This window comes from Serratia sp. MYb239, from assembly GCF_002966855.1.
GTDB classification, from domain to species: domain Bacteria; phylum Pseudomonadota; class Gammaproteobacteria; order Enterobacterales; family Enterobacteriaceae; genus Serratia_B; species Serratia_B rhizosphaerae.
Genome location: NZ_CP023268.1, coordinates 3,276,770 through 3,289,085 on the forward strand (window position 1 = coordinate 3,276,770; position 12,316 = coordinate 3,289,085).

Annotated in this window: 9 protein-coding genes and 1 pseudogene; 4 read left to right on the forward strand and 6 right to left on the reverse strand. The window is 57.3% G+C overall.

Going from position 1 to position 12,316, the window contains the following annotated elements; all coding sequences use genetic code 11:
* Window position 1: 1 nt before the first annotated feature.
* The gene (locus tag CLM71_RS15840; RefSeq protein WP_105231835.1) at window positions 2-790 is read right to left on the reverse strand and encodes an IclR family transcriptional regulator; all 789 of its coding nucleotides are present in this window, start codon (window positions 788-790) and stop codon (window positions 2-4) included.
* A 164-nt stretch (window positions 791-954) separates the two neighbouring features.
* On the opposite strand from CLM71_RS15840, the gene CLM71_RS15845 reads away from it, so the two are divergent.
* Both CLM71_RS15845 and CLM71_RS15850 read left to right on the forward strand, forming a co-directional pair.
* A complete protein-coding gene (locus CLM71_RS15845; RefSeq protein ID WP_105231836.1) occupies window positions 955-2,559 on the forward strand; it encodes an MFS transporter in 1,605 nt (534 codons plus the stop codon).
* A 2-nt stretch (window positions 2,560-2,561) separates the two neighbouring features.
* Window positions 2,562-3,590, forward strand: coding sequence for an HlyD family secretion protein (locus CLM71_RS15850; protein WP_105231837.1), 1,029 nt, complete (start codon window positions 2,562-2,564; stop codon window positions 3,588-3,590).
* A 79-nt stretch (window positions 3,591-3,669) separates the two neighbouring features.
* Here the strand turns inward: CLM71_RS15850 and CLM71_RS15855 are convergent, their stop codons facing one another.
* Complete coding sequence (locus CLM71_RS15855; RefSeq protein WP_105231838.1) at window positions 3,670-5,037, reverse strand: APC family permease; 1,368 nt, start codon at window positions 5,035-5,037, stop codon at window positions 3,670-3,672.
* Between the two features lie 897 nt (window positions 5,038-5,934).
* Between CLM71_RS15855 and puuR the strand changes: the two genes are divergently transcribed.
* Both puuR and CLM71_RS15870 read left to right on the forward strand, forming a co-directional pair.
* The gene (gene puuR / locus CLM71_RS15865; RefSeq protein WP_105231839.1) at window positions 5,935-6,492 is read left to right on the forward strand and encodes an HTH-type transcriptional regulator PuuR; all 558 of its coding nucleotides are present in this window, start codon (window positions 5,935-5,937) and stop codon (window positions 6,490-6,492) included.
* 275 nt (window positions 6,493-6,767) lie between these two features.
* Window positions 6,768-8,759 carry a ligand-gated channel protein gene (locus CLM71_RS15870; protein WP_105231840.1) on the forward strand — a complete coding sequence of 664 codons (1,992 nt, stop codon included), beginning with the start codon at window positions 6,768-6,770 and terminating at the stop codon, window positions 8,757-8,759.
* A 77-nt stretch (window positions 8,760-8,836) separates the two neighbouring features.
* Here the strand turns inward: CLM71_RS15870 and CLM71_RS15875 are convergent, their stop codons facing one another.
* The 4 genes and pseudogenes from CLM71_RS15875 to CLM71_RS15890 form a co-directional block, all read right to left on the reverse strand.
* Complete coding sequence (locus CLM71_RS15875; RefSeq protein ID WP_105231841.1) at window positions 8,837-9,244, reverse strand: hypothetical protein; 408 nt, start codon at window positions 9,242-9,244, stop codon at window positions 8,837-8,839.
* Between the two features lie 17 nt (window positions 9,245-9,261).
* Window positions 9,262-10,261 (reverse strand): annotated as a pseudogene (locus tag CLM71_RS15880) (hypothetical protein).
* A gap of 178 nt (window positions 10,262-10,439) precedes the next feature.
* On the reverse strand, window positions 10,440-11,228 hold the full coding sequence (locus CLM71_RS15885) for an ABC transporter ATP-binding protein (protein ID WP_105231842.1): 789 nt from the start codon (window positions 11,226-11,228) through the stop codon (window positions 10,440-10,442).
* A complete protein-coding gene (locus CLM71_RS15890) occupies window positions 11,228-12,310 on the reverse strand; it encodes an iron ABC transporter permease (protein WP_105231843.1) in 1,083 nt (360 codons plus the stop codon). Before CLM71_RS15890 ends, CLM71_RS15885 begins: the two co-directional genes overlap by 1 nt.
* Window positions 12,311-12,316 lie beyond the last annotated feature (6 nt).

Genomic DNA, 12,316 nt, shown 5'->3' on the forward strand with positions numbered 1-12,316 from the left:
CCTATTCATCACGCAGCGCCGCCTTGCCGATTTCATCGATCAGCGCCTCTTTGCACTTCAGAATTTCAGTCCGGTAATGCGCCTCATTTTTCTGCAGGCGCGGGCCGGGGATCAACAGACTGATGGAGAAACGCCCCAGGATGGTGTCGATCGCCACCGCCATAGTGGAAATGCCTTCCAGCGTCTCACCGCGATCGTAAGCCAGCCCAGTTCGGCGAATCTCCGCCAGACGCGTCATCAGCGCGGGAAAATCACGCACCGTTAAATCAGTAATCGCCGGGTAGGCCTCACCCAGCAGCGTGCGGGCCGCATCGTCGTTATCCAGCGCCAGCAGCGCCCGGCCGCCGGAGGTGCTGTACAGCGGCAGGTTCATACCCAACCGCGGCACCACGCGCAGCTCGCGCTCGGCAACAATATAGTGCACCACCGCCAGCTGCAGGCCGTTGGCCCGCGCCAGCGACACGGTTTCCCCGGTCGCATCGCTCAGTGCCTGCAGCCAGGGCTGGGCGATCGCCACCACGTCGGTATGCACGTTGGTAATCAGACGCAGCAGCGCCGGCCCCAGACGTACCCCGCCGACGCTGCCGTGGCTGCGTACCAGTTGAGCATCGTCCAGCGCGCCGACAATACGCTGCACCGTAGAACGCGGCAGATCGACCCGCTGGGCGATCTCGCCCAGACTCATACCGTTTGGCTTTTCGCCCAACGCGTTGAGGATCTTCGCTGCGCGAGCGATGACCTGAATACCCCTCGTCCTTTCGTCGTCGCGGGCTATTGGCGATTCAGACATAACACTTTCCCTTTTCGTGCGGTTCACGTCCATTGTAACACTCATACTTTGACGCGCGCACTGTACCACATTGCAATACAATGCATCACAATATAATATAAATCGCGACTTGTATCACAATACAGTACACCGCATCGATTAATTCCCCTCTCTGGAGTACTCATATGACAACCCAGCCTGCGGCCGCGCCGCCGCCGCACCCTTTTACCCTGCGTTTAGCGCTGGGGTTAGTCGGCGTGCTGATTGCCGCGTTGACGTCCGGATTGAACGATCGTATCTCCAGTCTGGCGCTGGCGGATATCCGCGCGGCGATCGGTATTGATTATGACACGGGCAGTTGGATCACCTCCGCCTATCAGGCCGCCGAAGTGGCGGCGATGATGGTAGCGCCCTGGCTGGCCGTCACCTTTTCCCTGCGGCGCTTCGCCCTGATCGTCATCACCGGCTTCGCTGCGGTGGGCATACTGCAGCCCTTCGCCACCGGCGCCGCGCCGTTTATTACCCTGCGGGTGATTCAGGGACTGTTCGGCGGCGCACTGCCGCCGCTGCTGATGACGGTGGCGCTGCGCTTTCTGCCGCCCCAAATTAAACTCTACGGTCTGGCCGCCTATGCGCTGACCGCCACCTTCGGGCCTAACGTCGCCGCATCGCTGACAGCGCTGTGGACCGACAGCGTCGGCTGGCAGTTCGCCTTTTGGCAGGCCGTGCCGCTGTGTCTGATCGCCGCGCCGCTGATAGGCTGGGGACTACCGCAGGACCCGCTGCGGCTGGAGCGGCTGAAGCAGGCCGATCTGTTCGGCATGCTGACCGGCTGCAGCGGCATTGCACTGCTGATCCTGGCGCTCACCCAGGGGGAACGGCTGGACTGGCTGAATTCGCCGTTGATCGGCGCCATGCTGCTGGCCTCCGCCGCGCTGCTGGTCGTTTTCCTGATTAACGAGTGGTTCCATCCGCTACCGCTGTTCAAGCTGCAGATGCTGGAACGCAGAAACCTGGCTTTCGGCCTGCTGGCGCTCGCCGCGGTGCTGACGCTGTCGCTGTCCGGCTCGTCACTGCCGTCCGCCTATTTCGCACAGGTGGAAGGGTTCCGCACCACCCAGTTTGCGCCGCTGGCGCTGGCCGTCGGCCTGCCGCAGCTGATTATCGCGCCGTTTATCGCCATGCTGCTGAACTGGCGCTGGGTCGACAGCCGCTGGATGCTGGCCTTGGGCGCCGGCGCGATGATGCTCTCCTGCCTGCTGGGCATGCAGCTGACCGCCGAATGGGCGCGGCAGAACTTCTGGCTGATCCAGACGCTGCAGGCGTTCGGCCAGCCGATGATGATCTTGCCGATCCTGATGGGCTCAACCAGCGTGGTGGCGCCGCCGGAAGGGCCGTTCGCCTCCGCCATGTTCAATACCGTGCGCGGTTTTTCCAGCGTGGCGGCCGGCGTATTCGTTACCCACTTCCTCAACCAGCGCGAGCAGTTCCATTCACACATTCTGGTCGACCAACTGGGCAACCGCCCATGGCTGATGACCGCCGCCACCGGTGACAGCGCCGGCTACAGTACGCCGCTGCTGCCCGACGGCACCGTCAGTTCGGCGGAAAACCTCGGCCATTTTTCAACGCTGGTGAAACATCAGGCGCTGATCCTCGGCATCAGCGATGCCTATTTACTGATCATCGGCTGCGCGCTGTTGCTGGTACTGCTGACCCTCTGGCTGCCAAAACGCGTCTATCCGCCACAAACGCTGTTACCTTTAGCTCCTAAAACATCGAGACCATAACTATGAGTTTTACACCTGCCAAACGGACATTCATCCTGGCGCTGCTACTGCTGCTGTTGCTGGCCTGCGCCTTTGCCATCTGGTCATTCAGCAACCGTCACGACTACAGCACCACCGATGCAGTGGTCACCGCCGACTATACGCTGGTGGCCCCCAAAGTGTCCGGCTATATCCGCAGCGTCAACGTCGAGGACAACCAACAGGTTAAAGCCGGCGATGTACTGGCGACGATCGATGACCGCGATTACCGCGTCGCGCTGGAAACCGCCGAAGCCAGCCTGCAGCTCAGTCAGGCCAAGCTGGCCAGCATTCAGGCCCAGCTGGAACAGCAGCAGGCCAATATCGCCCAGGCCGAAGCGGCCGTCAGCGCCAGCCAGGCAACGCTGAACTACGCCGGTCAAAATGCCGAGCGCTACCGCCGCCTGCTGAAAAGCCATGCCATTTCGGCCGATGAACAGCTGAAGTCCGCCTCCTCGATGCAGAGCGCCGCCGCACAGGTTAAGCAGAATCAGGCCGCCGTCGTATCCGCACGCAAGCAAGTCGGCGTGCTGCAAGCCAGCCGGCAGCAGGCAACCGCCGATATCGCCGCCGCGCAGGCCAGCGTCGATCAGGCACGTCTGAACCTCTCCTATACCCGCATCGTGGCGCCTATCGACGGCATGATCGGCCAGCGGGCGGTGCGTCAGGGTGCCTGGGTCAGCGCCGGTACGCGGCTGCTGGCGGTCGTGCCGCTTGAGCAGAGCTATGTGCTGGCCAATTTCCTGGAAACCCAGCTGTCCAACGTCAGCCGCGGCCAGCCGGTCACCATCAGCGTCGATGCCCTGCCCGGCGTCACCCTGCGCGGCCACGTCGACAGCATCGCACCGGCCACCGGCGCCACCTTTGCCGCCATCAGCGCCGACAACGCCACCGGCAACTACACCAAAGTGGTGCAGCGCCTGCCGGTGAAAATCCAGCTGGAACCGAACCAGCGCGACGTCGCGCGCCTGCGCGTCGGCATGTCGGTAATCCCGCGGCTGGAAATGCGCTGATTTCATCCGCCAATCTGCGGGCACAAAAAAGGGCTGAACACTGTTCAGCCCTTTTTTATTCAGCGGTAACGCTTACCGTTTACGCCACGTCTTCACTCGCCTGCGGCACCGGCAGACGGAAGCTGCGGGTGACGAACGCCAGATAGATCAGGCCGATAGCGCCCCAAACCAGGCCCAACGTCATCGAGCTGCTTTCCAGGTTCAGCCACAGCGCACCGACGGTCAACGCGCCCAGCACCGGCAGAATCAGATAGTTCACGGTATTTTTAACTCCGTGGTTCATCTTATCGCGGATGTAGAACTGCGAGATCACCGACAGGTTAACGAAGGTGAAGGCCACCAGCGCGCCGAAGTTGATCAGCGCCGTCGCGGTCACCAGGTCAAACGACACCGCAGACAGGGCGATCGCCCCCACCAGCAGCACGTTCATCGCCGGGGTACGCCATTTCGGATGCACATAGCCAAAGAAACGCTCCGGGAACACGCCATCGCGGCCCATCACATACATCAGGCGGGATACGCCGGCGTGCGCCGCCATACCGGATGCCAGAACGGTCACGCAGGAGAACACCAGAATCACCGACTGGAAGAACTTGCCGGCCACGTACAGCATGATTTCAGGCTGGGACGCGTCCGGATCCTTGAAGCGGGAGATGTCCGGGAAGTACAGCTGCACAAAGTAAGACACCACGATAAAGATCACGCCGCCAATCAGCGCCGTCAGGAAGATGGCCTTCGGGATCACCTTCTCTGCGTCTTTGGTTTCTTCAGACAGCGAGCTGATGCCGTCAAAGCCGAGGAATGAGAAGCACAGAATGGTCGCGCCGGTAATCATCGGCACCACGTGCGCATTGTCGGACCAGAACGGACGGCTGCTCACCAGCGTACCGGCGCCTTCGCCGTGATACACGCCGTTGATCACCAGCCCCAGGAACACCACCATGATCGCCACCTGCACCACCACGATAATGGAGTTCAGGTTCGCCACCAGCTTGATGCCGCGCAGGTTGAACAGCGTCATCAGCGCCACCAGCGCCACGACAAAGATCCACGACGGCACGCCCGGGAAGATCGCTTCCAGGTAAATTTTGGCCAGCAGGATGTTGATCATCGGCATGAACAGGTAATCAAGCAGTGATGACCAGCCCACCATAAAGCCGACGTGCGGCCCGATCGCCTTCTGCGCATAGGTATAAGCAGAACCGGCCGATGGGAACTTCTTCACCAGTTTGCCGTAGCTGAGCGCAGTGAACAAAATCGCCAGCAGCGCGAAGGCGTAGGCGGTGGCGACGTGACCGTCGGTCAGGCCGGAAACAATGCCAAAGGTATCAAAGATGGTCATCGGCTGCAGATAAGCCAGGCCCATCATGACCACAGGTACCAGAGTAAGGGTTTTACGCAGTTGAGTGCGCTGTGCCGGAGCGGCGCTGACGATGTTATCGGACATTGTTCAGCCCCCCCTTACCTTCAGACTTGCGGAGAGTAGACACGCTAAGACTCAAGGTTGCGGGGAAACTTCGCAACAGGCGACTTAATTCTAAAAGAGGGGTAAGGGGAGCCGGGATATGCATCAAGGAAACCTTGGCTGCTGGTCCGTAATCGCCGCGGGTGCAGCGGAAACCGGCGGGCACCGGTGCTGTATTGAAAAATTGCCCCATCTTTCTTTTCCTCATGAGTCACGACCAATGAAGTTTTTGGTTGATCGTGCACAAAACTGTTTATCTATCCGGCTCGGAGTCCGGCCTCGCTTGTGTATGAAACGCTCGGTTTACAAAACTAGATGCAAAAAAATAACCGACGCTTTAAAACGTCGGCTATCTCTGCATTACGGGTATTTTGCATCAGAAAACCTCTGGATGACAAGATCCAGAAGCCCTCCAACTGCAAATTATTTTTGGCGATCGCACTAAAATCCTTCGTTTAGATGGATATTTCAGCGGCTGACATCACCTTAAGTTATTTCTTAGGTTTTACCTTACACCCTTTCAATCATTTTTCAACACCCAATCGCCGACGACGGTGCGTAGCTGCGCGGCAAATTGCCCGTCCCGCGCTCCGCGCTCAAAATAACGGCCGCACAGAGAAACATACTATTAACATAGCAAGGGAGCGAATGTTACAATGGCGCATGATTTTTCATCAGCTGCACCAATAAAACCGTTAACGTCGTTTTCATCTATATTCTTGCCGTCTTATCGGAGACAAGCATGGGCAATATATTTTCCATCCTTTCCTCCGTATGATGGATACATCTGATATCCGGGATATCACAATCGTGCGGCGCATTTCCGCCGTATAACGGTTTTATCTCTGCCTGTCGCAGCCACCAGAAGGAAGTACCGCTATGAGCGAAATCCCCCTGGCGCCAGGAAAGCGCCTGTCGCAAATCCGTCAGCAGTTAGGCCTGTCGCAGCGGCGGGTCGCCGAGCTGTCCGGCCTGACCCACAGCGCCATCAGCACCATTGAGCAGGACAAGGTCAGCCCGGCGATCAGCACGCTGCAAAAACTGCTGAAGGTCTATGACCTGTCGCTGTCCGAGTTCTTTGCCGAACCGGAGCGGCCGGATGAGCCCAAAGTGGTGATCGAGGCGGAAGAGCTGATCGAAATCGGCAGCCAGGGCGTTTCGATGAAACTGGTGCATAACGGCAGCCCGACGCGTAACCTGGCGATGATGCTGGAAACCTATCAGCCCGGCTCCACCACCGGGGAAAAAATCAAGCATCAGGGCGAAGAGATTGGCACCGTACTGGAGGGCGAAATTATTCTGACGATTAATGGCCAGAGCTACCCGCTCAGCGCCGGCCAGAGTTACGCCATCAACACCGGCATCCCGCACAGCTTCAGCAATACTTCGGCCCGCGAGTGCCGCATCATCAGCGCCCATACCCCTACCACCTTCTAAATCTCTGCCCTGCCTGCGCCCTCTTCTGCTGAAGAGGGCCGCCGTATTGCTGCCTACGTCTCTGCGCCACGCACTGCACCGTATCAAAAACCCTGATCAAATATACAAATGATACGGATTATCATTTGCATTTACATTCTCTATTATTTCCTTACAATAGCCTCACGTTTTCACGCGGGCCATTGAATTCCCCGGAATTTAATGGGTTTTCATTTGTACTTACTCTTTTGGCAGACAACGTTGTTCTGCCGCTCTGGGCCAGGAATTGCTATTTCATGGAAAAGCCAAGCTATAACAAACTCACCGCATTCATTATCGCCGCGTTCACCAGCCAGGCCGCCCTCGCCGCCGATCCGGAAAGCGCGCAAGACACCATGGTGGTCACCGCTTCTGGTTTCCAACAGAAGATCCAGGATTCCGCCGCCTCCATCTCGGTGATCCCACGTCAGCAGATCGAAAATAAAGCCTATCGCGACGTGACCGACGCACTGAAAGACGTGCCGGGCGTGGTGGTCACCGGCGGCGGCAGCAGCAGCGATATCAGCATCCGCGGCATGTCGTCCAAATACACCCTGATTCTGATCGACGGCAAACGCGTGGATACCCGCGGCACCCGCCCTAACAGCGACAACGCCGGGATTGAGCAGGGCTGGCTGCCGCCGCTGGAAGCCATCGAACGCATCGAAGTGGTGCGCGGGCCGATGTCCTCGCTGTACGGCTCCGACGCGATGGGCGGCGTGATTAACATCATCACCCGTAAAACCTCCACCACGCAGGGCTGGCGCGGCTCGGTGCACGCCGACGCCACCTTCCAGGAAAACCGCGACTCCGGCGACCTGTACCAGACCAACGCCTACGCCTCCGGCCCGCTGATTGAAGGCCTGCTCGGCCTGCGCGTCAACGGCCTGCTGTCCCACCGCGCCGAAGACAAAATCGTCAACGGCTATAATGAACAGCGCATGCGCAGCGGTACCGCTGTCTTCAGCCTGACGCCGGATGAGCAGAATGAGTTTGAGTTTGAAGTCGGCCGCTCGCTGCAGGACCGCAACAGCACGCCGGGCAAATCCACGGCGACGGAAAGCTGCCGCAAAGGCAGCTGTAAACCCAGCCAGCCAAGCGACAGCCTGTATACCCGCACCAACTACTCGCTGACGCACAACGGCTATTACGATATCGGCAATACCACCAGCTATATCCAGCGTGAAGAGACCAACAACCCGGGCCGCAACATGAAGATGTACAACACCATCTTCAATACCCAGAATCAGTTCGCGCTGGGTGACCATATGCTGAATATCGGCGGCCAGTACCGCTATGAAAAACTGAGCGACAGCGGCAACCAGCTGGAATCTGCGCAGGGCGTCAACCAGCTGACCCGTTGGAGCTGGGCGCTGTTCGCCGAAGACGAATGGGCAATGACCAATGATTTCAGCCTGACCAGCGGCATCCGTATGGACCGCGACCAAAACTACGGCAGCCACTGGACGCCGCGCCTGTACGGCGTCTGGCATCTGGCCGAGCAGTGGACGCTGAAGGGCGGCGTTTCCGCCGGCTACCGCTCGCCGGATCTGCGCCAGTCGTCAGCCAGCTGGGGCCAGGCCACCGGTGGCGGGTCGCGCGAAGGCATGATTGTCGGCAACCCGGACCTGAAGCCGGAAAAGAGCCTGAGCGAAGAGATCGCCCTGCTGTGGGATAACCAGCAAAATCTGAACGCCGGGATTACCCTGTTCAACACCGACTTCAAAGACAAGATCACCGAAGTCAGACGCTGCGAGGATGAGCCGGGCTGCTCTCTCGGCGGCACCGATTACGACTTTATCAGCGACCGCGTCAACGTCGACAAGGCCAATATGCGCGGTGTAGAAGCCACCGCCGGCTGGAAGATCGCCAAAGACTGGCAGCTGACCGCCAACTATACCTATACCGAATCGGAACAGAAAAGCGGCCAGTTCCAGGGCCAGCCGCTGAACCAGATGCCGAAACATATGTTCAACACCGTGCTGGACTGGCAGGCGGCGCACGATCTCGATGTGTGGACCCGCGTCAACTTCCGCAGTAAAACCTCGGAGTACCTGAGCCGCACCTCGATGGCCAAAAGCACGCCGTCCTATACCTTTGTCGACGTCGGCGTCAGCTATCAGGCGGCGAAAAACCTGCAGCTGACCGGCGGGGTGTATAACATCCTCGATAAAACCGTGGATTACGAGCACTACAACACCACGCTGGACGGCCGTCGCTATACCGTAGGGATGAGCTATAACTTCTGATGGTAATATCAGGCCCGGCAACGGGCCTTTTTATCGCGTATTGATCTCCCTTGTCCCATCAGAGAGGAACAAAAATATCAGTCGGGGGAAAAACTAACCAAGGCGGCGCAAATCGCCGCCAGTACGAAAAACAGCATGCTTGACAACCAGAGGTAATACAACTTATGCACCCAACCAGTTAGAGCCGTAGGTTGAGACTTGATAAAACGATAAGCGGCCAAAGGTATGTTTCCACCATCATCCATACGAACACTATTTCCCGCCAATAAACGTTTAAAGTATAAAGCCATAGGAAAACAACCAAAAAAACCAGCCAGTGAAAAGAAAGCGTAAAGGCCAGGAAAAGAAAAACCATTAGCCTTGTATAGCTCAATCAGCTCCGTATATTTTTTCTTTTTGATACCAAAATAAAAAAATGAACAGATAAACAGCGCGATAGCCAACCACGCAAAAATAGCACCTACTGATTTAGCGTCAAGCTCCATATTGCCACCTTAATTATTTAGAAAAGCAAATCACCCATTGCTTCCCCAGCTTTACCACCAGCATAACCTGCAACTAAAGAGCCAATAGCAGCACATGCAAAGCCTCCGACACCTGCGGCGGGAGCGCTGATCGCACCTAAAGCAATACACACCCCCGTTCCAGCAAAAGCCCCGGCGGTTCCTCCGCCAATAGAACCAATGGTACTGAGTCCGAATTTCGAATATTCCCGAACAGCTACCTTCGGACATTCTTCTTTACGTCCAACGGTACAGGAGTGAGTTACTTCATTAGTTGTATTCGCAAAAGAAAGCCCAATCCCGACATATCCCCCGGCTTTTAAAAATTTAGCCGCTCGAGCTGCGCTATCGAGGTACGTTGAATAACCCTTTATCGCACCGACACCTACCGTTGACCACTCATGCACTATTGATTTACTTGATAAATTAAGTGCTCTCTTCATGCTTTCATAAGGCATTATCTTTACTGCCCTTCGGGTCAGCTGTTGCAGAACTGGTTTATTAATTAATCCTTTCAATTCATTAAATAAAGCCGCCCGTTCGACATAGAATTGTTGACTAACAAGGGTTCCCTGAGAACGGTATTGGTTCTGATAGCTTATTTCAATTTTCCTCAGAGCGTTTTCAATATGAGAAAAATATTTATTCCCAGCATCACTGACTGTTCCAAAAAGTTTATCTCCAACGCTTGTCAATGCAGCAATAACTCCATAGTTTTTTTTGTAAAAACCCAGACTCATCACAACTTAATTCATTGATATTTCTATTTACATGCTGTTTTGCCAATCGTAAAAGCCGTAGTGTATTCTGTGGGATATCTCTGGCGGGGTCAGCAACAATTAAAACTTGCCCTGGTTTCAGCCATGGAGAATCTGCATTTAGCTGCATGAATAGCTTCGATGCTGAAGACATACGATGGCGAAATAGCATATTTGTCTGGAAGGATAATGTCCCTGCCTGCTCGACAATACAGTATCCCGGGGCTAAAAAACGCGACATATCATACCTCCTTGTAATGGATAATTACTAAAAGTATACATGGCTAGTAACACACCAGCCACCGATCACAGCAACCATTTAATCCCTGTATTACCCATGGTTAATCTATAAAGAATAATACTATTTAATATCATAATCCCGGAGCCAGTATAACCTTTAATGGTCACTTTCAAGATAATCAAATCACCGGCGCCTTCACCAACCCATCAATCAATACCTGCGGCGTTCCCTGCGAGCAGCGCTCGATACGCCCGCGCACGCCGTACACCTGCGCCAGGCTTTGCGGGGTGATCACCGCCTCCGGCACGCCATCGGCAATCAGGTCGCCGTCCTTCAGCATCAGCACATGGTCGCCGTGACGCAGCGCGATATTGATATCGTGTACCACCACCACCGTGACGATATTACGCTTGCGGGTTTCACGCCGCACCAGATCCATCACGTGGAACTGGTAGTTCAGATCGAGCGCGCTCAGCGGTTCATCCAGCAGCAGCAGCGAAGGCTGACGGATCAGCGACTGCGCCAGCCCCACCAACTGTTTCTGCCCGCCGGAGAGTTGATCCAGATAACTCAGGGCCAGATGGGCGATCCCCAACTGTTCCAGCAGCGCCATCACCTCGGCTTCGCTGCCGGCATTGCTGCGGCCACCGGACGCGCGTTGGGCAACGATAATCGACTCCAGCACGTGCAGATGCACTCCGGCCGGCAGTGACTGCGGCAGATACACCACCTGTTCGGCGCGACGGGCGAACGGCATCGCCATCAGATCGTTATCATCCAGCCACAGCTTGCCCTGCGCCGGGTTCAGGCCGGCCAGCGAACGCAGCAGGGTCGATTTGCCGCTGCCGTTCGGCCCCAGCAGCACGGTAATATCGCCGCGCGCCAGACGCGGCACCGACAGGTCGTTAATCACCGGGCGTTTGGGATAGCCGGCGGAAAAATGCTCAATGCACAGCCCCTGGCTCATCAGACGTTCCCCCGGTGACGCAGAATAATGCTGAGGAAGAACGGCACTCCCACCAGCGAGGTCACGATGCCGACCGGAATAATGATGCCCGGCACCAGGTTTTTCGACGCCACCGAGGCCATCGACAGCACCAGCGCGCCGATCAGCGCGCTGGCCGGTAAATAGAAGCGGTGATCTTCACCAAAAATCAGACGCGCGATATGCGGCGCCACCAGGCCGATAAAGCCGATCGGCCCGACAAACGCCACCGCCAGCGCGGAGAGAATGCTGATGCGCAGCAGCGTGGTCAGCCGCAGGCGGCGTACGTCAATGCCGAAGCTGACGGCGCGGTCTTCACCCAGACGCAGCGCGGTCAGTTTCCAAGAGCTCATCATCGACAGCGGCAGCAGTACGGCGAACACCGCCAGCAGGATGCCCAGCTTTTCCCATGAGGCGCGCGCCAGGCTGCCCATGGTCCAGAACACCAGCCCCTGCAGCGTATCCTCGCTGGCGATAAACTGCATCATCGACACCAGTGCGTTAAAGGTAAACACCAGCGCAATGCCGAACAGCACCACGCCGGAGGTCGCCACCCGCGTCCAGCGGGTGATACCGTCCAGCATCAGCGCCGCCAGCAGCGCAAAGATAAAAGCGTTGGCCGAAATAAACCACTGGTCCGGGATCCCCGGCAGGCCGATGCCGAGCACGATCGCCAGCGCCGCGCCGAAGGCCGCCGCCGATGACACGCCAAGGGTAAAGGGACTCGCCAGCGGGTTGTTCAAAATGGTCTGCATCTCCGCCCCCGCCAGCCCCAGCGCCAGGCCGACCACCACCGCCATCAGCGCATAAGGCATGCGGATGTCCCAGACGATCACCCGCGTGCCGGCGTCGGCGCTGGCCGGATGAATCAGCGTCTGCCACAGGCTGGATAAGGACAGGCCGGACGGCCCCATGGTGAAATCCAGTACCAGCGAAGCCACTATCGCGATTCCCAGCACGCCCATAATCAATAAACGGTGGCGGAGGATATGCTGATAACGCCCCATAACCTGGACGCCGGATTTGCCGCTCGCGTCGGGTAAAGGATCGGTGGTTACGCTCATGATTTC